Source organism: Streptococcus oralis (assembly GCF_023109005.1).
Lineage (GTDB): Bacteria > Bacillota > Bacilli > Lactobacillales > Streptococcaceae > Streptococcus > Streptococcus oralis_BU.
This window is the reverse complement of record NZ_JALDTU010000007.1, coordinates 72,868-93,381: the sequence shown is the minus strand read 5'-3', so window position 1 is coordinate 93,381 and position 20,514 is coordinate 72,868. Positions and strand designations below refer to the sequence as shown.

General features: G+C 39.1%; 25 protein-coding genes. 3 read left to right on the top strand and 22 right to left on the bottom strand.

The annotated features are described in order from the left end of the window. Positions 1-17: 17 nt before the first annotated feature. The 11 genes from M1F56_RS07785 to hisS form a co-directional block, all read right to left on the bottom strand. A complete protein-coding gene (locus tag M1F56_RS07785; protein ID WP_247917349.1) occupies positions 18-959 on the bottom strand; it encodes a YitT family protein in 942 nt (313 codons plus the stop codon). Further along, entirely contained in the window at positions 937-2,700 is a 1,764-nt protein-coding gene (aspS, locus tag M1F56_RS07780) for an aspartate--tRNA ligase (RefSeq protein WP_247917348.1), read from the bottom strand. Before aspS ends, M1F56_RS07785 begins: the two co-directional genes overlap by 23 nt. 151 nt (positions 2,701-2,851) lie before the next feature. Continuing rightward, complete coding sequence (locus tag M1F56_RS07775) at positions 2,852-3,070, bottom strand: hypothetical protein (RefSeq protein ID WP_000832176.1); 219 nt, start codon at positions 3,068-3,070, stop codon at positions 2,852-2,854. Positions 3,071-3,087: 17 nt separating this feature from the next. Beyond that, positions 3,088-3,729 (bottom strand): CPBP family intramembrane glutamic endopeptidase, encoded by a 642-nt coding sequence (locus M1F56_RS07770; protein WP_247917347.1) that lies wholly within the window; start codon positions 3,727-3,729, stop codon positions 3,088-3,090. 9 nt (positions 3,730-3,738) lie between these two features. Further along, complete coding sequence (locus tag M1F56_RS07765) at positions 3,739-4,437, bottom strand: ABC transporter permease (protein ID WP_247917346.1); 699 nt, start codon at positions 4,435-4,437, stop codon at positions 3,739-3,741. Next, on the bottom strand, positions 4,430-5,254 hold the full coding sequence (locus M1F56_RS07760; protein ID WP_061599179.1) for an ABC transporter ATP-binding protein: 825 nt from the start codon (positions 5,252-5,254) through the stop codon (positions 4,430-4,432). The genes M1F56_RS07765 and M1F56_RS07760 overlap by 8 nt, the downstream gene beginning before the upstream one ends. Positions 5,255-5,265: 11 nt before the next feature. Further along, entirely contained in the window at positions 5,266-5,967 is a 702-nt protein-coding gene (locus M1F56_RS07755; RefSeq protein ID WP_247917345.1) for a DUF3169 family protein, read from the bottom strand. 13 nt (positions 5,968-5,980) lie between these two features. Further along, positions 5,981-6,331 (bottom strand): PspC domain-containing protein, encoded by a 351-nt coding sequence (locus tag M1F56_RS07750; protein WP_247917344.1) that lies wholly within the window; start codon positions 6,329-6,331, stop codon positions 5,981-5,983. Positions 6,332-6,333: 2 nt separating this feature from the next. After that, positions 6,334-6,531: a hypothetical protein gene (locus tag M1F56_RS07745; RefSeq protein WP_247917343.1), complete on the bottom strand. Its 198-nt coding sequence runs from the start codon at positions 6,529-6,531 to the stop codon at positions 6,334-6,336. After that, a complete protein-coding gene (locus M1F56_RS07740) occupies positions 6,531-6,734 on the bottom strand; it encodes a helix-turn-helix transcriptional regulator (protein WP_025173208.1) in 204 nt (67 codons plus the stop codon). Before M1F56_RS07740 ends, M1F56_RS07745 begins: the two co-directional genes overlap by 1 nt. A 143-nt stretch (positions 6,735-6,877) precedes the next feature. Next, positions 6,878-8,158 carry a histidine--tRNA ligase gene (hisS, locus tag M1F56_RS07735; RefSeq protein WP_247917342.1) on the bottom strand — a complete coding sequence of 427 codons (1,281 nt, stop codon included), beginning with the start codon at positions 8,156-8,158 and terminating at the stop codon, positions 6,878-6,880. A 167-nt stretch (positions 8,159-8,325) separates the two neighbouring features. Between hisS and M1F56_RS07730 the strand changes: the two genes are divergently transcribed. After that, on the top strand, positions 8,326-8,667 hold the full coding sequence (locus M1F56_RS07730; protein WP_001204052.1) for a metal-sulfur cluster assembly factor: 342 nt from the start codon (positions 8,326-8,328) through the stop codon (positions 8,665-8,667). Between the two features lie 213 nt (positions 8,668-8,880). On the opposite strand, the gene ilvD is transcribed toward M1F56_RS07730, so the two are convergent. Continuing rightward, positions 8,881-10,584, bottom strand: a complete 1,704-nt coding sequence (gene ilvD / locus M1F56_RS07725; protein WP_432654205.1) for a dihydroxy-acid dehydratase — start codon at positions 10,582-10,584, stop codon at positions 8,881-8,883. Positions 10,585-10,814: 230 nt separating this feature from the next. Between ilvD and rpmF the strand changes: the two genes are divergently transcribed. Then, a complete protein-coding gene (gene rpmF, locus M1F56_RS07720; RefSeq protein WP_000290417.1) occupies positions 10,815-10,997 on the top strand; it encodes a 50S ribosomal protein L32 in 183 nt (60 codons plus the stop codon). A gap of 15 nt (positions 10,998-11,012) precedes the next feature. Next, positions 11,013-11,162, top strand: coding sequence for a 50S ribosomal protein L33 (gene rpmG, locus M1F56_RS07715; RefSeq protein WP_001265622.1), 150 nt, complete (start codon positions 11,013-11,015; stop codon positions 11,160-11,162). 283 nt (positions 11,163-11,445) lie between these two features. On the opposite strand, the gene M1F56_RS07710 is transcribed toward rpmG, so the two are convergent. The 10 genes from M1F56_RS07710 to M1F56_RS07665 all read right to left on the bottom strand — a co-directional run bounded on the left by M1F56_RS07710 (position 11,446) and on the right by M1F56_RS07665 (position 20,475). Continuing rightward, positions 11,446-11,931, bottom strand: a complete 486-nt coding sequence (locus M1F56_RS07710) for a hypothetical protein (RefSeq protein ID WP_247917341.1) — start codon at positions 11,929-11,931, stop codon at positions 11,446-11,448. Next, positions 11,928-12,827 (bottom strand): DUF6731 family protein, encoded by a 900-nt coding sequence (locus M1F56_RS07705; protein WP_247917340.1) that lies wholly within the window; start codon positions 12,825-12,827, stop codon positions 11,928-11,930. The genes M1F56_RS07710 and M1F56_RS07705 overlap by 4 nt, the downstream gene beginning before the upstream one ends. Positions 12,828-12,856: 29 nt before the next feature. Beyond that, positions 12,857-13,894 (bottom strand): restriction endonuclease subunit S, encoded by a 1,038-nt coding sequence (locus M1F56_RS07700; RefSeq protein ID WP_247917369.1) that lies wholly within the window; start codon positions 13,892-13,894, stop codon positions 12,857-12,859. Between the two features lie 101 nt (positions 13,895-13,995). After that, positions 13,996-16,068, bottom strand: a complete 2,073-nt coding sequence (locus tag M1F56_RS07695; RefSeq protein WP_247917339.1) for an HsdM family class I SAM-dependent methyltransferase — start codon at positions 16,066-16,068, stop codon at positions 13,996-13,998. A 335-nt stretch (positions 16,069-16,403) separates the two neighbouring features. Next, positions 16,404-16,631, bottom strand: coding sequence for a hypothetical protein (locus M1F56_RS07690; RefSeq protein WP_009013763.1), 228 nt, complete (start codon positions 16,629-16,631; stop codon positions 16,404-16,406). A 72-nt stretch (positions 16,632-16,703) separates the two neighbouring features. Then, a complete protein-coding gene (locus M1F56_RS07685) occupies positions 16,704-16,919 on the bottom strand; it encodes a hypothetical protein (protein ID WP_000043341.1) in 216 nt (71 codons plus the stop codon). A gap of 75 nt (positions 16,920-16,994) precedes the next feature. Continuing rightward, the gene (locus tag M1F56_RS07680; RefSeq protein WP_000780387.1) at positions 16,995-17,177 is read right to left on the bottom strand and encodes a hypothetical protein; all 183 of its coding nucleotides are present in this window, start codon (positions 17,175-17,177) and stop codon (positions 16,995-16,997) included. Between the two features lie 754 nt (positions 17,178-17,931). After that, positions 17,932-18,543, bottom strand: coding sequence for a 30S ribosomal protein S4 (gene rpsD, locus M1F56_RS07675; protein ID WP_000092756.1), 612 nt, complete (start codon positions 18,541-18,543; stop codon positions 17,932-17,934). 202 nt (positions 18,544-18,745) lie between these two features. Next, positions 18,746-19,780 (bottom strand): sensor histidine kinase, encoded by a 1,035-nt coding sequence (locus M1F56_RS07670; RefSeq protein ID WP_042768210.1) that lies wholly within the window; start codon positions 19,778-19,780, stop codon positions 18,746-18,748. Then, positions 19,777-20,475, bottom strand: a complete 699-nt coding sequence (locus M1F56_RS07665) for a response regulator transcription factor (protein ID WP_000751223.1) — start codon at positions 20,473-20,475, stop codon at positions 19,777-19,779. Before M1F56_RS07665 ends, M1F56_RS07670 begins: the two co-directional genes overlap by 4 nt. Positions 20,476-20,514: the final 39 nt, after the last annotated feature.

The following is a 20,514-nucleotide window of genomic DNA, read 5'->3' as shown; positions in this document are numbered from 1 at the left end:
TGGTCTTTTGAGTATTATTAATTGTCTGTTTCTACGAATCGTCCGAGGATGTGGACATTTTCAGATACAGAGACAAAGGCTGTCGGATCGACCTGTTTCATGATGTGTTTAAAATCATTAAACTCTGCTCGCGTGATAACAGTGATCAAGACTGCTTTTCTCTCATGATTAAAGGTTCCTTCTGCATCGTGGATCATGGTAGCGCCGCGGTGCAATTTTTTATGGATTTTTGCAATTACCTTGTCAGGGTTATTGGTTACAATCATGGCCTGCATACGTTTTTGCTTGGTAAAGACTGCGTCTGTCACACGGCTCGATACAAAAATCGTAATCATGGAGTAAAGGGCGTATTTCCAACCAAAGGTCAAACCTGCTATCAGCATAATCGTCCCATTTACCAAGAAAGAAATACTGCCGACATTTCTCCCTGTTTTCTTTCGAATGGTCAGACTGACAATATCTGTACCACCGCTAGAAATATTGTTACGGAGTGCAAAACCGATCCCCAAGCCCATGACAACACCCCCAAAAAGGGCATTGATGATAGGATCCTCTGTCAAGGTCACAACTGGCACAAGCTGGATAAAGAGGGAACTCATGGATACCGTGATAAAGGTAAAGACAGTAAACTTATGCCCGATCTGATACCAAGCCAAAATCATCAATGGAAAATTGATAGCATAAAAGGTTAGCGATATCGGAATGTAAAAACCGAACCAGTGATTGCTCAAGGCAGAGATAATCTGTGCCAAACCTGTTGCACCACTGGAGTAAACGTGCCCTGGTTGAAAAAAGAAATTGACCGCTACTGCTGACAAAAAGCCATATACCAGAGAAGCCGAGACTTTCTCATCATATTTTTCCCGAGAGATACTTTGTAAAACTCGTAAGATTTTTATCTGATAAGCAAAGCGGCGCAGATAATAGCGCCACCGCTTAATTTGTTTTGCTTGTTTCATCTTCTTCTACTTGTAAGCTGAGTTCCTCTAGTTGTTTGAGAGCGACTGTTGAAGGAGCTTGTGTCATTGGGTCAGTTGCCTTGTTGTTCTTAGGAAAGGCAATGACTTCACGGATATTTTCTTCTCCTGCTAAGAGCATGACAAAACGGTCAAGCCCGATAGCCAAACCACCGTGTGGTGGGAAACCATAGTCCATGGCTTCAAGAAGGAAGCCAAACTGGTCATTTGCTTCTTCAGCTGAGAAACCAAGAGCCTTGAACATGCGTTCTTGAAGGTCTTTTTGGTTGATACGAAGGCTTCCACCACCAAGTTCATAACCGTTCAAGACGATATCGTAAGCAATGGCACGAACTTTAGCCAAATCACCTTCTAATTCGTGAGCAGTCTCTTCCTGTGGAAGCGTGAATGGATGGTGGGCGCTCATGTAACGACCTTCTTCTTCAGACCATTCAAACATTGGCCAGTCAATCACCCAAAGGAAGTTGAATTTATCGTTATCAATCAAGCCAAGTTCTTTGGCAATACGTCCACGAAGGGCACCAAGGGTTGCATTGGCCACTTCAAGCGTATCTGCTACAAAGAGAACCAAGTCCTTATCTTCAAGATCAAGTACGCTAGTCAATTCTCCTTGGATACCCGTCAAGAATTTGGCAACTGGTCCATTTAATTCTCCATCAACCACCTTGACCCAAGCAAGACCTTTGGCACCATACTGCTTGGCTACTTCGGTCATCTTATCGATATCTTTACGTGAATAGTTGTCTGCTGCGCCTTTGACTACAATGGCTTTAACAGCAGGTGCTTCTGAGAAGACTTTGAAATCAACACCCTTGACAACTTCTGTCAAGTCCTGAAGCAACATGTCAAAACGAGTATCGGGTTTGTCAGAACCGTAAAGAGCCATCGCGTCATCATACTTCATACGAGGGAATGGAAGCGTCACGTCAATGCCTTTGGTTTCTTTCATCACGCGCGCAATCAATCCTTCTGTAATATCTTGGATTTCTTGCTCCGTTAGGAAGGATGTTTCCAAGTCGACCTGGGTAAACTCAGGCTGGCGGTCACCACGCAAGTCCTCGTCACGGAAGCATTTGACGATTTGGTAGTAACGATCAAAACCAGCATTCATCAAAAGTTGCTTGGTAATCTGTGGACTTTGAGGAAGAGCGTAGAAATGCCCTTTATTGACACGAGATGGCACCAAATAGTCACGCGCCCCTTCTGGCGTTGACTTCGAAAGGAATGGCGTCTCCACATCGATAAATTCCAACTCATCCAAGTAGTTACGGATAGAGTGGGTCACTTTAGCACGAAGTTTGAGATTTTCTAACATCTCTGGACGACGAAGGTCAAGGTAACGGTAACGCAAACGCGTATCGTCATTGGCCTCAATACCATCTTTAATCTCAAAAGGTGTTGTTTTGGCTGTATTAAGCACCGTCAAAGCTGTCACGTTTAACTCAACCGCACCAGTCGGCAATTTATCATTGGCTTGCTCACGCGCAGCGACTTGACCAGTCACCTCGATAACAAATTCGCTACGAAGGCTTTCAGCTGTTGCCATAACCTCTGCAGATACTTTTTCAGGGTTGATAACCAACTGCATGATTCCTTCACGGTCACGAAGGTCGATAAAGATCAAACCACCCAAGTCACGACGACGGCTAACCCAGCCTTTCAAGGTCATTTCTTGTCCGATGTGTTCCTCACGAACACGACCAGCATACATACTACGTTTCATTGTTTCTCTCCTCTTTTATTCTGTTACTATTTTACCATAAAAGCGCAGGCTCTTCATGAAAATCAGCAGAAAAGTTTGATTGTCTGTAAAAATCAAAACGAACAGACAAAAAATCCGATGAAAACGTCATCGGATTCTCTGATTATGATTCTTAACCTTTTTTACGCTTTTCAGCAATCTCAGCTGCCTTTTTAGGTAGAACAATCTCCGTCGCATAAGCCGAAGCAAAACGCAAGACACCTGCAATAGGCGCAAAGACAACTGCTAGATAGTTGTAAAAGAAGTCGCCTTTAAAGGCATAGGCAAGTGCCCCGATGATAAAGAAGAGAACAACCGCCTGTATCACTGCTAATAAAATTACTCGTTTCATGTGACCTCCTGACTCTATTATAGCATGAGTATCATCAAAAAGCCGATTAAATTATTCAAAGCGTGGAGAGAAATGCTGTAAAGAAGACCTTTTCGGCTCACATAAGCCAAACCCAAACTCAATCCCAGACTAGCATAAACTAAAAACTGTTGCAAAGTCCCTGGAAAATGAATCAAGGCAAAAAGCACACTCGATACGAGGAGAAATAAAGCTGTCTGTTTGCTATTGTCCTGCTTAGGAAAGAGATAGCGCGCTAGCATCCCTCTAAAGATGAGTTCTTCCGTCAGAGGAGCAAAGACTACCACCATAAAGAATCCAAAGACGGGCTGAGCAACTGTCAGTTGAGATACAATTTGTTGATTGACCGACGGATCATCTGGCAAAAAGAACTGTGCTGTAATCGCCACTAGCAAAACCAGGGTAGGCAACCAAATATAACGATTAAAAGCAGTCGCCTGGATGCTAATCTTTTCTGTCCGATACCATCTGTAAACTCCATAAACATAGGCCCCTGACAGGGCGATATAAAGTGGTAAGACTCCAAAGATTGAAGCCCCTAGTCCAAGAGCTGACAGAGCCATGCTCTGAACCATACCATAGCCAAAGAAAAAGGATAGAACAGCTAGAAGAAACCAGCCAAGATTTTTAAGTAAGTTCATATAGGCCTCCTACTTTCCTTTATAACTATTTTTCAATACGAAGAGACTAGCTAATCCTAGCAAAAGGACCCATGCTAGCAAAAGACCAAGACTTCTCAAAGATAACTCTCCACCACCTGCTTTTAACAGACTTACCAATGGACCAATGAAAGAATAGTCCAACAATTTTTGCGCAGTTTCATTTTGAACGGCAAGAACGGGCAAGAAAGAGACGGTCAACATAGGAAAAATACTATACACTTGCGCCTTAGACTGGGTATCTGATACTGCACCTATAAGAAGATTAAGAAAGATTATACTGATGGTCGCTAGAAGCAGATAGAGTCCATAGGTAAGAAAGTAGTTTGTCAAATCAACTTTAAGATAGAGAGGGAGAACAACCATAGAAAGAAGCATCACGAGAAGAGGAAGAGCCATCATGCTCAGAGTATACTCTGTTGCTGTCACACCACTTAGTATGAGTGATTTAAGATTGCGTTTTTCCTTATCCTCAGCCATCATAATCGATACCATATAACCACTTCCCATACTCAAGACCATCGTCAAACTCATAGAAAGAAGAAACATGCTCAATTCTCCACTCTTGTTTAAGAACTCATTATATAGGATAGCAATACCAAAGGGCATCAATAATGTCGCTAGTAACGTTGAATTACTAATAAGAACTTGTAACCTTAACCAAAGAAGGGCATTTAATTTTCTAAACATCTAACTTTTCTCCTGTCAATCTAATAAAGATTTCTTCTAAAGTCGGTTCACAAGAATGAACAGCTATTAGATTTGTCGTATTCAAATGAGGCAATTCTTCAAAAGGAATCACTTGCTCGCGCCCATCTTGATAGCGTAAACGAACCTTTTTATCCTCATGGTATTTCTGGATAATCTCTTGTGGACTGCCATACTCAATCAAGTTTCCCTTATTTAAAAGAGAGAGTCGATCACAAAGCAAGGTTGCTTCATTCATATCGTGGGTTGTTAAGAAAATCGTTGTCCCAGCCTGCTTCAATTCTTGTAAGAGAGCATGAATCGATTTTGAGGTGGTAGGATCAAGACCACTTGTTGGCTCATCCAGAAAGAGGATTTTGGGAGCATTTAGAAGAGCACGAGCCAAGAACATCCGTTGTTTCATACCTGTGGATAGTTTTTCTGCGATAAGGTTTTTGGCATCTGATAACCCAACTTGATCAAGTACTGTATCTACTCTAGAAGCTTTAAGACCATATAATTTTGCATAAATGAGCAGATTTTTATAGAGGCTCATCTTTTCATAAAAACCACTGGTATCACTAACAATCCCGATTTGTTCCAAATCATTTGAAGTCAAATTTCGAGAGGACTTCCCTAGGAGAACGGTCTCACCCTGATCTGCAGCTAACTGACCCGTCAAAACATTGATCATAGTTGTTTTACCTGAACCTGAAGGTCCTAGGAAGCCAAAAATTTCACCTTCTTGAATCTCAAAAGAAATCTGATGCAGAGCTTTCTTGCCTCCAAAACTTTTGCTTACATTTTCAACACGAATCATAGGAACTCCTTTTACTTAAAGTAACGTTTTGTTTTTCTTAATTGTGCAAGGTTAATATAAATGTGAATAGCAACCGCTATAATTAAAGCAATCAACTGTACTTCACCTAACACTAGTGATAAAACCATCAAGAGAATGTAGATAGCTGGCAAGATCGTCTGATTAATCTTAAACAAGATTAAGTAAGCTTCTTCCATTTCTGCTTGTTTTTCTCCCTCATCATAGGTATCTAGGAATTCTAACATTTCCTTAGGGGTTGCCATGATAGAAAATTTATAATTACGGATCAAGCTAGTCGTTTTGAAGCAGTAGCTACCCACAAAAATTACAAGTATGGTTAAGAGAAAAGGAGATAAAGATAATCTAAACTCAGGAAACATAGCAACTAAGCTGAATAACATACTAATTAGCAAAGTACTGTTAGCCACTGTACCATAATCTAAGAAACGATACATCCTAATATAGTCTTGTTCACTTTGTTCATCGTCTTCTTCTCTTTGGTAGTTACTGTAGGCTTTACGACTCATTCTGGTAAAATAAAGAGCTAAAATTGTTGAAATAATCCCAAGCCAGAAAAAGAAGGTATCCAAAACAAACAGTACTTGATCTTTAGAAATTTCTGAACGAAGACCAGCAAAACCAGTACCTATCATTCCCAATAAAGCACCTAACAGTATACTCCCCAACAGAATTAATAAATGTTTCTTTTTCATATTCATCCTCTCTCTAAACTAATTCAGCTAACCAGTGACCAAACGCTTTACCTGATTCAAAAATAGATGTCAATCCCTCTGAACCAAGTGATATCAAAATCAGACAAGCCGCAAATAAAAGAATTGCTCTACATTTCGCTTTTTTCGCTCCTTCTCCTAAAGGATCTCTCCCAAGCCATCCTGCTAGATAAGCATATAGGATGACTGTTAAAATCCCAAACTCTGTTGACGAAAGAAACAACAAAATTGCTACTAAACGGATGACGTTAGTCTTGATATTAAAATAATTTCCTAAACCTGCACAGACACCTGCAAGTTCTTTTTTCTCAGTATCTACTTGAAAACCTGCTAAAAACTCTTTCATATTCATTCTCCTTTTTCACTTGCTAAATTTTTTGATTTCTTTTCAATCCATTCGATTGCTGGGATGAGAGCAAAGTAGGCCCAAATAAATTGGTCACTTTGATACGGATTAAACCAGCCTAAGTCTATCCCAATCAGTAGACACACGCTGACTAATAGAGCTGTGACTACTACATAATAGATTACTTTATACCTGTTCATCACTCGTCCTCCTCTAAGCGAAATACCGATTCGACTGTTTCGTTGAAAATTTGAGATATTTTCAGGGCAATGATAATGGACGGGGTGTACTCATCCCGTTCTAGTAGGCTAATGGTCTGTCTGGAAACCCCTGCCAGCTTGGCTAGTTCGGTTTGATTGAGACCATCACGAGCCCGAAGCTCTTTTAAACGATTTTTAAGCATTCCTTTCTCCTTTACTCTTAACTTGCTTACATTGTAACATATCTTTTTCTTTTTGACAACAATATTTGTCAAAAAGATTACGATTTTTGTCATTTTACAAAAGAAAAAGGTCAGAAATCGTTTCCTGACCAGTTTATCTGTCATTAAAATCCAAGTTTTTCAAAGACTTGAGAGAAATTTTGGCTGACAGCATCAAGCGTAACTTCCACTTCTTCTCGGGTTTGGTTGTTCTTGACCTTGACTTGTCCGCTTTCGACTTCACTCTCTCCTAGGGTGATAAGGGTCTTAGCCGCAAAGACATCGGCTGACTTGAACTGAGCTTTAAGCTTCCGGTTGAGGTAATCACGCTCTGCTTTGAATCCTTGTTGGCGAAGGGCTTGTACCAATTCCAAAGCCTTGACATTTGCTCCTTCACCCAAGACTGCGATATAAACATCTAGGGCATTTTCGATAGGGAGGATCACACCTTGCTTTTCAAGGATAAGAAGCAGGCGCTCTACACCAAGCCCAAATCCAAATCCAGCAGTTTCAGGACCACCAAAGTAGGCAACCAAACCATCGTAGCGACCACCCGCACAGACCGTCAAGTCATTGCCCTCGATCTCAGTGATAAACTCGAAAATCGTGTGGTTGTAGTAGTCCAAACCACGTACCATATTGGTATCGATGATATAGTCTACACCCAGATTTTCCAACATCTGACGCACAGCATCAAAGTGGGATTGGCTTTCTTCATCAAGGAAGTCCAAGATAGAAGGTGCATTCTCTACTGCCACCTTGTCTTCTTTTTCCTTAGAGTCCAAGACACGGAGGGGATTTTCCTCCAAACGACGCTGGCTATCCTTAGACAAGGTCTCCTTGAGCGGTGTCAAATAGGCAATCAAGGCTTGACGGTAAGCCGCACGGCTCTCAGGATTTCCGAGAGTGTTGAGGTGTAGTTTGACACCTTGGATGCCGATTTCTTTCAAGAAATGAGCTGCCATAGCGATGGTTTCCACATCGGTAGCTGGATTGCTAGAGCCAAAGCACTCGACACCAATCTGGTGAAATTGGCGTAAACGCCCTGCCTGTGGACGCTCATAACGGAACATAGGGCCCATGTAATAGAACTTACTTGGCTTTTGCACTTCTGGTGCGAAGAGTTTATTTTCCACATAAGAGCGAACAACGGGCGCAGTTCCTTCTGGACGGAGGGTAATATGGCGGTCACCCTTGTCATAAAAATCGTACATTTCCTTGGTTACGATATCCGTTGTATCTCCGACAGAGCGACTGATGACCTCGTAATGCTCAAAAATAGGCGTGCGCACTTCTGCGTAGTTATAGCGCTTGAAAATTTCACGGGCAAAGCCCTCAACGTACTGCCACTTGGCAGACTCAGCAGGTAGAATATCCTGTGTTCCTTTAGGTTTTTGTAATTTCATAGGGAATCCTCTTTAAACTTAATAGTCTTATTTTACCATAAATAAAGGGATTAAAACAGCGAGAGTAGAAAATCGCAAGAGAGTCTTTTCAGAAAATTCATCAAAAACTTGCCAAATTGTCAGAATTATGAGAAAATAGAGGATATTTATCACGTGGAGGGACTGTTATGAGAGACGATATCAAAATCAATGACCGCGCTTTGGCCTTACAAGACCAAATTATCGAAAAACTAGAGAAGGTTTTTGATACAGATGTGGAATTGGATGTGTACAATCTAGGGTTGATTTATGAAATCAATCTGGATGAAACGGGTCTCTGTAAGATTGTCATGACCTTCACCGATACTGCCTGTGATTGTGCCGAAAGTTTGCCTATCGAAATCGTCGCAGGTCTAAAACAAATCGAGGGTATCGAGGACGTCAAGGTTGAAGTTACCTGGTCACCTGCCTGGAAGATCACACGAATCAGCCGCTACGGTCGTATTGCCCTTGGACTGCCACCTCGTTAATTAGGCAAATCACTTTTGAAGATGAAAAGAAGCAAGCCGAAAATGGCTTGCTTTTTGATACTCAATGAAAATCAAAGAGCAAACTAGGAAACTAGGCGCAGGTTGCTCAAAACAGCGTTTTGAGGTTGTGGATAGAACTGACGAAGTCAGTAACCATACCTACGGCAAGGCGACGTTGACGTGGTTTGAATTTGATTTTCGAAGAGTATGAGTTTATTTTTTACCTGACTTGTCCATATTCCAGAAGTCTGTCACAGCTCCGCGAGAAGCGGATGATACGATGTGGGCATATTTACCGAGGACACCACGGCTGTAAAGTGGTGGCAAGGTTGTTTCTGCCTTGCGTTTTTCAAGTTCTTCTTCGGATACGGCCATAGAAATTTCTTTGGTATCTTGGTCAACCGTAACGATATCACCTGTATGAAGGTAAGCAATCGGTCCACCATCCTGAGCTTCAGGAGCAATATGTCCGACAACCAGACCATAAGTACCACCAGAGAAACGACCATCCGTCAAGAGGGCAACCTTGTCTCCTTGACCTTTACCAACAATCATGGATGAAAGTGACAGCATCTCAGGCATACCAGGACCACCCTTAGGTCCAACAAAACGAACAACGACAACATCGCCATCAACGATTTCATCTGTCAGAACGGCCTGAATCGCATCTTCTTCTGAGTCAAAGACCTTAGCAGGTCCAACGTGACGACGCACTTTAACACCTGATACTTTAGCAACCGCACCATCAGGGGCAAGGTTCCCGTTCAAGATGATAAGCGGACCGTCTGCACGTTTTGGATTTTCAAGTGGCATAATGACTTTTTGCCCTGGTGTAAGGTCTGCAAAGTCAGCCAAGTTTTCAGCGACTGTCTTACCAGTACATGTGATACGGTCGCCATGAAGGAAACCATTTGCCAAGAGGTATTTCATAACCGCAGGCACACCACCGACTTCGTAGAGGTCTTGGAAGACATACTGACCAGATGGTTTCAAGTCGGCCAAGTGAGGCACACGCTCTTGGATTGTATTGAAGTCCTCAAGTGACAAGTCAACATTAGCCGCATGGGCAATAGCAAGCAAGTGAAGAGTGGCATTGGTTGATCCACCGAGAGCCATGGTTACTGTAATGGCATCTTCAAAGGCTTCACGAGTCAAGATATCTGATGGTTTGAGACCAAGCTCCAGCATCTTGACAACAGCTCGTCCTGCTGCTTCGATATCTTCTTTCTTGTCAGCTGATTCAGCTGGGTGAGAGGAAGACCCTGGCAAACTCATACCGAGAACTTCGATAGCAGTAGCCATGGTATTAGCTGTATACATACCACCACAGCCACCAGGGCCAGGGCAGGCATTACATTCAAGACGCTTCACGTCCTCAGCTGTCATATCACCGTGGTTCCATTTTCCGATACCCTCAAAAACAGAAACCAAGTCGATGTCTTTACCATCTAACTTTCCGGGTGCAATGGTACCACCATAGGCGAAAATAGCTGGAATATCCATATTAGCAATGGCAATCATGGAACCCGGCATGTTCTTGTCACAACCACCGATGGCGACAAAGGCATCTACGTTGTGCCCCCCCATAGCCGCCTCGATGGAGTCCGCGATGATGTCACGAGATGTTAGAGAGAAGCGCATACCAGGCGTTCCCATGGCAATCCCGTCCGCTACGGTAATGGTTCCAAACTGTACCGGCCAAGCGCCTGCAGATTTGACACCTTCTTTAGCCAATTTCCCAAAATCATGCAAGTGAATGTTACATGGTGTATTTTCCGCCCAAGTCGAAATCACTCCCACAATCGGTGTTTCAAAGTCCTTATCTGTCATACCAGTCGCACGAAGCATAGCGCGGTTTGGTGATTTAACCATGCTGTCATAAATGCTACTGCGGTGACGTTTATCTAATTCAGTCATCTTATCCCTCCCGTTTCAGTTTTTACTATTATAGCACATTTTAAAGGCAATGAACAGAAGAAAATTCTTGAATTTTCAGAAAATTTCGATTAATTTGATTGAATGACTTCTAATTTTTTCATCTTTTTTTGTCAAGTAACTTTACTTTACAAAAAAAATGTGTTATTCTAATATGGTTGATGAAAATCACTAGATTGAATCGAATTTAAATACCTAAAGGAGAAATCAAAATGGCAGTACCTGCACGTCGCACTTCAAAAGCGAAGAAAAACAAACGTCGTACACACTACAAAGTAACAGCTCCATCTGTAAACTTTGACGAAACTACTGGAGATTACTCACGTTCTCACCGCGTATCACTTAAAGGATACTACAAAGGACGTAAAATCGCTAAAGCTGCATCAGCTGAATAATAGAAGGGAGATACCATGCGCGTAAATATTACACTTGAACACAAAGAATCTGGTGAACGCTTGTACCTTACTTCTAAAAACAAACGTAACACTCCAGACCGTCTTCAATTGAAGAAATACTCACCAAAACTTCGCAAACACGTCGTGTTTACAGAGGTTAAATAAGCATTCAATACGAATCAATACATAAGAAAAACGCTGATTTCAAGCGTTTTTTCTTTTTGTTAATTTCAGTACATTGCAATATAAATCATTCGAATCACTACCTTTTTCACTACCTTTTTTGAAATAAGAATACTGATTCGGATAATTAAAAGCAATAGAAGAAGCTTCATCATGAGATGAAGCTCCTTTTTATTGTACTCTTATTCCTAAAAATACTAGAAATAGCATCGTCTTTTCTAAAATTTGTGGAATCCCAAACGCAGGCTAAAACCAGCCTGCATTTTTATTTCTGTGGTTTCATCATCGTATTGTCAATTTCATCATTTTCAAAAAAGTAAAAAATAAAAATTAGAACAACCATTAAAACACTCGAAACTAGGAAAAATAACGTTGATAACCAAAATAAAATACTCAAAATCTTTACATCTAGACAATTTGATAAGAATAATCTATAAAAAGCACAGACAATGATATTTACAATTCCAACAGCAAATGGAACTATAATTGAAAGTATTAATTGTATCTTTGCTCTTTTTGTCTCAAATATTGTTTTTATAATTGCTGTAGATTTTGAAATTGAAGCAAGTATACCTAACATTGCTCCTAAAAAACCTGTCATTATTGATGAAAAATTAAGTACATCTCCAACAAAATCATTTTTATTCTTCAAATTTTCAAAGTAATTGGAAATCGGAATACTTGCTAGAACAATTAATATTGCAAATACCACATAGAAAATCCAAAATCTATTCTGTCTTATAGTTTTCATTTATTTCTTAAAACCTTATTCTTTACTTCTGTATATCTAACTGACATTTCAGAAAATACTGAAGCTGGATTTAACGTTCTATTTTCATCATACTGAAAATGAATTACTTCCATTAATTTATTTGAAATTAAATCAACTGTTTCAGTTTTATCCTCAAGATTCCGTCCTTTAACATTTAATTTTTTGACTCCATCTCTATTAATAGACATAATTTCATTAACAATACTGTCTGGTAAATACTCTCCTGTACCACCTGTATCTTTTTTGGCAGTCAATGAAATTTCAACATCAAACAAGTTTGAATCTTTACTTGAAGATATAGCATTTTTTATAATTGATATTAAATCGAAATTATCGCTAGGTTCAGTTTTTTCTCCCATTTTGATGGCTACATGTTTATATCCTGTGAAACTCCTTGCAATATTTTCTGCATCTGCTTGTATTATAATCGGTAGTCTTATATCACAACCAGAATACTCCAATTTTTCCAGCAAAGAACTCAAAAAAGATTCAAACTTATTGGGGCTGATTGAATTTCTATTTACTTGAAGCATAAACACCGCATTTTCATAATCATATAATGCTGACATCTTTTCCCCTAGAAACTCATCATCAGCTAATCCCAATTCTTGAGATTCTCCAAATAGTTTTGTTTTGCTTGGAAAATTGAAATCTCTTAGCTCTTCTATAACTAGATGATAATAAGGTTCTGAATCGTTAGGCCGATTTAATCTCTCTAATTTGTACTTAACTCCAGCAATCTCAAAAGTATACCTCTCATTTGGGTTTTCTCTATAAAATCTAGAAACTTCATCAAAAATTTCAGATAAATCAATTGTTTGTCCGTTGTTTACAACTTGATGAAAGTAGAATCTTACTTGCTTAGATTTGACCATTTGTACCTCTTTTTATTTCACATGAAAATTTATTTTGTTACAACTTCTTTTGTTGCTTCAATTTGTTTATCAGCGTACAAGACGACATCTTTAATAGCTAATTTTTTAATCGCCTGCACCAAGGTTGCCATATAATCAAAATTAATTTCACCTTGTTCATTAACCGGTAATTTTATCAGTTTATCCTTAACTACGTTCCAACCACCTAATTTGTTTTTATAAGAGTAAATTGGTAGATCTGTAACCTTATTGATACTTGGAACCATAAAGAGATAGTCATTCGGTCTTAGTTGCTTATCCGAACCAATCCAATCAATGGCATAAGCGTCAGATAAGACGGTAAATTCTTGTGATTGAAAGTAAGCTCTATAAACATCACTGTTAGATGGGATAGAGATAACGTTTTGTAAAACTGTTGCCCCTTCTTTCGGAACATAGTAGTTCAACCCTTGATTCATAAAACTAGAGGTCAGGGCTGGCAAGCTGAAGTCCCCTTGTGGCTCTTTTGGCAATTCTTTTGCTTTATAAGGTAATTTCTTAGTTTTAACTCTGTCAAATAAATCACCCATGCGAAACTCTTGCCATTGTTGATTTTCAAATACCTCTAAGGCGTCTTCTTCATCTTGGGTTAGTTGGTAATCTTTAAAACCACTTACTAATAGATACGCCTCGAGCGCTTTTATATATTTTTCCATAAAATTAAATGCTATTTTTGATTTTATAGTAGGCAAGATCACTTCAATTTCATTTAATTTTTGTGCTGAAACAGTATTCGTGTATCCAAAATGATTCAAATGATTCTGAAGTATAGCGGTAAAAAACAGTCCTGAAAGTTGATTCAAATCAACATCAGAAGGCTCTAATACCAGTACACCATCTGTAGTAACAAATTTTTCTGGTTGAAAATATACAATACCTGTTTGTCTTCCTACAATAATTGAATTTCCATTAAACTCTCTGTATTGCTTATCATTAAGTACTCTTGTTACAAAACCATTGCCAGAATCATTTTGTGCAATAAATGAGATTCCTTTAGAATCTTCAACAAGCAATCCTTGATTCTGGATATCTCCTCTCTTTATATCTCGAAAAAGCCTATTTAATCTAAAAGCTTGCCACTCGCCTCCTTGTTCATAGAACTGTTGTTCTACTTGTTGAAGACGAGGGCTTAAACTTTTTTTGATGAGTCTTCCTTTTTATTTTTCAATAATTGACTAACTTCCCATGATAGATAATTAGCTACTGTCTTTTTAAAATCTCTGATACTTGGAATTGAACTAATTTTTATATGCTGGTCAAAATTCCAGTCTTCACCATGCTTTTCACCAGAGAGAGCAATAGCATCTTCAATATACTCTTTTTCTGTAAAAATGTTCAACTCATCTTTGCCAAATTTAACGAGATTGACCACCTCTTCATAACGTCCTACCGCATTATCGACATCTTGTAGGTTTGTGCTAGCTTTTGATTTCTTACGGTTCGAACGTTTATAACCATCATTGCGTAGGTCAATAAATCTTACTCGCTGCTTAGCTTCGTGTTTTTCCCCAACCTTAAAAACATAAATAGAGGTTTGAACGCTAGACTTACCAATAAAGATATCCATTGGCATTTTGATAGACGCTAATAGCGTGTTGTGCTCTAAAATCTTCTGATTGATTTCTTTGGCTTTTCCTGAACCTGCTGAGTCTTGGATAATAATAGAAGCATAACCACCTTTCATCATAGACAAAGCACGCTTGACAAAGTTCATCCCATTTCCTGTTTCAGAGTAAGGAGGATTCAAGAGGAAAACATCTGCTGGGAAATGCTCATTGTCTTTACCATAACCATATTTCCCATCAAATTTCTTCAAACTATCATCTTGCAAGATATTACTTGAACCATCTCCCATAAGAATCATATTCAAAACCGCCAACATGTAGATTTCTGGAAGAATTTCAATCCCAAGAATTTGTTCAGCCTTGATTTTCTCTTCCTTTTCTCTGAGTTCATCAGGGCTTGTAATTTCCTTTTTAGCGTCATCTAACATCAGATTCATGGCGGCTACCAACAGACCGCCCGAACCAGTCGCAAAGTTCCAGACATAGGAATCTTTATTTACTCGTGCTAATTTCGCCATAAGAAGCGCCACGTATCGAGGAGTTAAAACTACATCATTCTGGTCATCACCTGCAAAACTCAACCATCTAAACATGACATTAAAGAGCTTTCCTGTAAAGTCTGTATCCACTCCGATTTTGTAAAAATAACCTAAGTCATCAATCACTTCTGTAAAGATTTCTTTAAGAAGTGATACCCCGTTTCTTGGATCTGAAAAGCTAGGTTCAAGAATTGTAGGCTCTAAATGACGCAAGATTTGTTTTTGTTTGTCTCGTGGTAGATTCTTTTCTTTCAGAAATGCCTTGATTTTACGAATTAAAATATCTCCGTCTGTGTCATCTTCTTCTCTAGAAGATTTCAAGTCTGCTGGTTCTAAGGGTTTAACTTCGCCTGCAACCCCTAAATTTGCCATGATACTGGCGGCCACTAAGTGGATACGTGCTAAGGAACTTATATTCTTTTGCTTATTAAAAAGGCTTTCGTTTATCTTTGTTAAAGCGTCTTCAATTCTATCTTCACGCTTTTGATGAATCAAACGTAATTCATCTTCTGACAGTTGTAGCTCTTTGACCTTTTCTGTAAACTCATCAAAATTTTCAGGTTTTAAGAAAGATAAATCTGAAAACTCGCTAACTTTTTGACCAATACCATAGTTAGACTTAGAAACATAGTAAACCCCAAAACGAGTTTCAAGGTTGCCTGCCTCGTCTTCATCACCCGTAATCCCAATGGCAATGACATCTGTATAACTAGAATATTGAAGAATAGCGTTGGCATAGTGAACTGCTCCATTCACCGCATAGCCATTGATATTAGTATAATTTGGTTCCCCTTTTTCTTTACCGCTTGTTCTCGTATTTGCGACATGGCCTTCTTTATCTAGCTTTTCCAGTTTATTACTTCCCCATTTCAATTCAATCATAATAGGGTAATAGTCTAATTTGCTATCTGTCAATAATAGTTTAACATCAACCAGATTCGCTCCCTCACCACCTGTTTTTGAGGGAGCTTTTAACAAGGCTTTGTCAATCTCAGGATTGACACTTTCATTTTGTGTCACGAACTCCATGCCATAAGATGTTAGCCATTTTTCAACTTCACGTTGAATCTTTACTTCTTTACTCTGTTTCGTTGTCATTAGTTCTTTCCATTTTGATTTTTAATTATTTTCTACACCACATAATTATATCACATTTCACTCTCTTCCCTTAGTTTGTTCCAAGTTTCATTTCTACTTTTATGTGTGTCATATAAAAATTTTATGTAATCCTGTCCAGCTTTAATGATTCCATGCTGAAATTTTAACTCTGTTTCAAGAATTTTGTCTTCTTTATAAGGAGAGCATAGACCGTATTATATAATAGTTCTTCCTTTATTTAAGAGCATTGTAGCGTATTAAACGGCGTTTTAAAAGTTTGACAAATAAAATCTAATTTTTGGGGTGCAGTTCATTCATCAAAGATGATTTTTATTTTAATAATACTGCACTTCAATTCCATCCATAATTTCTACTAAAGTGTTATCGTCAATTTTTAGAGAAATCAGATCAATGAATGATGATACCTGGTATTCCTTATCTCCAATCACCACTACAATATCATGAACAGAATTAGGAAAAATCCCACATACTTGACCATTATAATCAAAAGAGGCATCCCAACCATTGTCATATAACTCTTGTAAATCATCTAATATTGCCATATAAACTAAATCCTTTTCCATAGTGTTTTCTTTCAAATAAGGCAGGTAAAAGCACCTAGATTGTTCTAAGTCCTATGAGATTGTTTTAATCGAGACAATCTCACTCTCAAAGAGAGAAATTTCAGTAGCTTCATCTGGACTAGGATTAGCAATGAGAATAGTGATTTCATCTTGCTCATCATTGTCCATTTCGTCAACAAAGTCTATGACACGTCCCTTGATTATCTTATCGCAATTAGTGACTATCTGAACCCTTGATCGAAGATACTTCCAAAGCTGTTTACTCATTTATTTTCCTCTCTGCTATTTTTTCGATAGTTCTTATACTTTTTATAGTTAGTCGATAAAATCGCCTAGGTTGAACTAAGCACTAATAATTTTGATTTTCTTGATAATATCTTCAGGATATGAGCGATCACCTATAACTATTTCGTCAGGACCATCTAAATCATAACCGTCAAACCAATCAACCACCCTACCCTTGATGGAGGTCCCATCTTCTAAAATAAGGCGAACATTTTTATCAACATATTCCCATAATTTCATTAAGTTCCTTCTCTCTAATATCGGAACAATATGACCCAATATTAGTTATTTACTAATGGCCTTTAGTTCCTGTTAAAAGCATTATAGCACACCTTGTTTGCTAAAGTACTACAGATACTCCATTAGAATAACTTACTACTTTGTTTTCTTGTAAACATATTGTATACTTAAATAAAGGAACTGGTTTGGCTCCCAATGATCTATTCTAGGTTGGTGCCTAAGTCAGTTCCTTTTGTCATCCCGACTATCATCAAATAGTGGGCTTTAAGTATACTTGCGTCAATTAGTTTTTTCGATTATAATCTATTTAATGAATAGAGGTTTTCCATCTCCCCTTGAAACAGATTATTATGCGGTAGGAGGTGGGACACCTCTATTTTTATAATTGCTAACCTTGGATTATACTTGTACTAGAAATTTTTTTGAGTTATAATTAAGTTAAGGTAAAGGTGGTCTAACGTCCATGAAGCAGCTTGCTGTGGAGGAGGTGGGACGCCTCTATTTGTTTTTTAAGTCAAAATGATGTAAAATTAATTCAAGAAAGAAGTGTGGTTTTCCCGCCTAAAAGCTCTATAGCTGTGGGAGGGTCACGCTTCTTTTTACCTCTCAAAAGAGAACGCCAAAAAAGCCGTCTCATTCTTTGAAACGGCTATGAAATCAATCTAGCAAATATCTAAGCAAACCCAGAAATCAACGTTTTAAGACAAAGCAAAAAGCCCACTGTTGTAGGCTTTCTGTAAGATATTTCTTAAAATTAAAGCATTTTGTTGTAGAATTCAACGACAAGTGCTTCGTTGATTTCTGGGTTGATTTCGTCGCGTTCTGGCAAGCGAGTCAATGAACCTTCCAATTTTTCAGCGTCGAATGATACGAATGCTGGACGTCCAAGAGTAGCTTCTACTGCTTCAAGGATTGCTGGAACTTTCAATGATTTTTCACGAACTGAAATCACTTGACCTGGAGTTACGCGGTATGATGGGATATCAACGCGTTTTCCATCAACAAGGATGTGACCGTGGTTTACGAATTGACGAGCTTGACGACGAGTAGTCGCAAGGCCAAGACGGTAAACAACATTATCCAAACGACGTTCCAAAAGAAGCATGAAGTTGAAACCTAGGATTCCGCCTTTGATTTTTGTAGCTTGTACGAACAAGTTACGGAATTGTTTTTCACCTACACCGTAAGTGAAACGAAGTTTTTGTTTTTCAGCCAATTGCAAACCGTATTCTGATAATTTAGAACGGTTGTTTGGTCCGTGTTGTCCTGGTACGTAGTTACGACGTGCCAATTCTTTACCTGTACCTGTGAGTGAAAGGCCAAGGCGGCGAGCTTGTTTCCAAGATGGTCCTGTATAACGTGACATGTGTATGTCCTCCTGATATAAATAATATTTCGGTGGAAATAGTCACTTAGAAAGCCCTGATTCGTGCAGATGCCCTTCGCCTAAACAGCCAAGGTTACTTGTCATAAGACACCTGTTGACGAGCTTCATGCTTTCCTGCTGCTATTTCACACAAAGGCTATTGTACCATGAAAAGCTAGATTTGTAAAGGGATTTTACGCCTTTATTTCAAATTAAGGCTGAATGTAAACTTGCTTCCTAAGCCATATTGACTTTCTGCTGTGATTTCGCCACCAAGCTGATGGGCTAGTTCGCGTGCAATCGCAAGACCTAAGCCATGCCCGCCCGTCTTCATATTGCGCGAAGTTTCCACACGATAAAGTCGTTTAAAGATCTTTTCCAAATCTTCAGGAAGGATCCCCTGACCCTCGTCTTTCACACTGATTGTCAGCTCTTGTTCTGTTAATTGGGCAAGAACCTCGATTCTGGTTCCTGGTTCTGAATATTTAAAGGCATTGTTTAACAAATTAACCAAAATGCGAGAAAGTTTGTCAGAATGGCTCTTGATTTTCGCCGACTCAGGTGATACTTGAATGTAAACATCTCGCTCCTCTTGTTCAATCTGGAGTTGAAATTCACTCATTGACTCAATCAACAGCTGATCTAAAAAGACCTCTTCGACTTCTTCATCAGCAGTATCTTGAGGTTGTGTGTTCAGAGTCAGAACATCCAATTCCTCCACTAGCTTGTTTAGACGCTCGGTTTGCCGACCAATCGTAGTTAAGTAGTGGAGCCGTTCCTCTTCCTTAATCACTCCATCTAGAATTCCCTCCACAGTAACCTGAATGGAGGTAATGGGAGTTTTAATATCGTGAGAGAGCTGCGCAATCATCATTCTCTTTTCTTGCTCGCTCTCATCAAGTGATTGAAAGGTAGCCTGCAAATTGTGGGACATGTCATTAAAAGCCTGGCCCAGCTCTTGAAATTCTAATGGGCCTTTGGTTTCAATTTCTGTGCTGAAATCCTTGCTTGCTATATCCTGAGCTTGTTTTTTCAAATGTTTCAGAGAAGAGAACACAGGCGACAAAAGAAAGATGCTCACTGCAGCGCCAATGAAACTAGCAATCAAGGTCATTCCAACGAGAAAGTAAACTTCACTTTTCTCAATCAACATTCGTTGGACTGCCCAGAAAACGACCAAAATCGTTAGTAGAGTCGACACTAGATACCCCACTAAAATATAGTTTTTTAATTTCATTTTCTACCTCTTGGTCTTTCCATCTTATAACCCAAACCCCAGACAGTTTTGATAGCAGGAGCATTTGAATTTGTATACTTGGTCAACTCTTGCCTCAAAGCATGGATATGAACATTGAGTGTATTGGTATCATCCACATAGTCCTCTTGCCATACCTTCTCGTAAAGTTCCGTCTTTGAAAAGACTCTCTCGGGATTGCTGGCTAATATCCATAGAAGTTCAAAGGATTTTACTGTCAATTCCAAAGGTTGCTCCCCAATGCGAACTTCATGAGTCACATGGTTGATTACCAAGTCACCAAACTCGATCTGTTCTGTCTCTCCTCCACGGCTAAGGCGACGCAAGATATTATTCACTCTTAAAACCAATTCGCGTGGGCTAAAGGGTTTGACTATAAAATCATCTGCCCCCAAGCTTAATCCATAAATCTTATCCTGTTCGCTTGTCTTAGCAGTTGTAAAGAGGAAGGGTTGATCCGGAGCGATATACTGAACTTCACTGATAAAATCATAACCGTCCATATTGGGCATCATGATATCTGTGATAATGAGGTCGATAGATTTTTTTCTGAAAAGCTCTAATCCCTCCTTACCATCATGGGCGACCAAAACGTCATAACCTGCCTGTATAAGATAGCGGTTTTGAATATCTAGAATATCTATCTCATCATCAACCAGCAAAATTGTCTTTTTCATCTGACACTCCTTCGATAAAAACAGTGTTATACTTGCTTT

Bases quoted from the DNA above. Each gene is read 5' to 3' on its own strand.
- M1F56_RS07680 (WP_000780387.1), bottom strand. From the start codon at position 17,177: ATGAAATTATGGGAATATGTTGATAAAAATGTTCGCCTTATTTTAGAA.
- rpmF (WP_000290417.1), top strand. From the start codon at position 10,815: ATGGCAGTACCTGCACGTCGCACTTCAAAAGCGAAGAAAAACAAACGT.
- M1F56_RS07685 (WP_000043341.1), bottom strand. From the start codon at position 16,919: ATGAGTAAACAGCTTTGGAAGTATCTTCGATCAAGGGTTCAGATAGTC.
- M1F56_RS07730 (WP_001204052.1), top strand. From the start codon at position 8,326: ATGAGAGACGATATCAAAATCAATGACCGCGCTTTGGCCTTACAAGAC.
- ilvD (WP_432654205.1), bottom strand. From the start codon at position 10,584: ATGACTGAATTAGATAAACGTCACCGCAGTAGCATTTATGACAGCATG.
- M1F56_RS07695 (WP_247917339.1), bottom strand. From the start codon at position 16,068: ATGACAACGAAACAGAGTAAAGAAGTAAAGATTCAACGTGAAGTTGAA.
- M1F56_RS07785 (WP_247917349.1), bottom strand. From the start codon at position 959: ATGAAACAAGCAAAACAAATTAAGCGGTGGCGCTATTATCTGCGCCGC.
- M1F56_RS07770 (WP_247917347.1), bottom strand. From the start codon at position 3,729: ATGAACTTACTTAAAAATCTTGGCTGGTTTCTTCTAGCTGTTCTATCC.
- M1F56_RS07750 (WP_247917344.1), bottom strand. From the start codon at position 6,331: ATGAAAGAGTTTTTAGCAGGTTTTCAAGTAGATACTGAGAAAAAAGAA.
- hisS (WP_247917342.1), bottom strand. From the start codon at position 8,158: ATGAAATTACAAAAACCTAAAGGAACACAGGATATTCTACCTGCTGAG.
- M1F56_RS07690 (WP_009013763.1), bottom strand. From the start codon at position 16,631: ATGGCAATATTAGATGATTTACAAGAGTTATATGACAATGGTTGGGAT.
- rpmG (WP_001265622.1), top strand. From the start codon at position 11,013: ATGCGCGTAAATATTACACTTGAACACAAAGAATCTGGTGAACGCTTG.
- M1F56_RS07740 (WP_025173208.1), bottom strand. From the start codon at position 6,734: ATGCTTAAAAATCGTTTAAAAGAGCTTCGGGCTCGTGATGGTCTCAAT.
- M1F56_RS07745 (WP_247917343.1), bottom strand. From the start codon at position 6,531: ATGAACAGGTATAAAGTAATCTATTATGTAGTAGTCACAGCTCTATTA.
- M1F56_RS07760 (WP_061599179.1), bottom strand. From the start codon at position 5,254: ATGATTCGTGTTGAAAATGTAAGCAAAAGTTTTGGAGGCAAGAAAGCT.
- M1F56_RS07670 (WP_042768210.1), bottom strand. From the start codon at position 19,780: ATGAAATTAAAAAACTATATTTTAGTGGGGTATCTAGTGTCGACTCTA.
- aspS (WP_247917348.1), bottom strand. From the start codon at position 2,700: ATGAAACGTAGTATGTATGCTGGTCGTGTTCGTGAGGAACACATCGGA.
- M1F56_RS07665 (WP_000751223.1), bottom strand. From the start codon at position 20,475: ATGAAAAAGACAATTTTGCTGGTTGATGATGAGATAGATATTCTAGAT.
- M1F56_RS07705 (WP_247917340.1), bottom strand. From the start codon at position 12,827: ATGGTCAAATCTAAGCAAGTAAGATTCTACTTTCATCAAGTTGTAAAC.
- rpsD (WP_000092756.1), bottom strand. From the start codon at position 18,543: ATGTCACGTTATACAGGACCATCTTGGAAACAAGCTCGCCGCCTTGGC.
- M1F56_RS07710 (WP_247917341.1), bottom strand. From the start codon at position 11,931: ATGAAAACTATAAGACAGAATAGATTTTGGATTTTCTATGTGGTATTT.
- M1F56_RS07775 (WP_000832176.1), bottom strand. From the start codon at position 3,070: ATGAAACGAGTAATTTTATTAGCAGTGATACAGGCGGTTGTTCTCTTC.
- M1F56_RS07765 (WP_247917346.1), bottom strand. From the start codon at position 4,437: ATGTTTAGAAAATTAAATGCCCTTCTTTGGTTAAGGTTACAAGTTCTT.
- M1F56_RS07755 (WP_247917345.1), bottom strand. From the start codon at position 5,967: ATGAAAAAGAAACATTTATTAATTCTGTTGGGGAGTATACTGTTAGGT.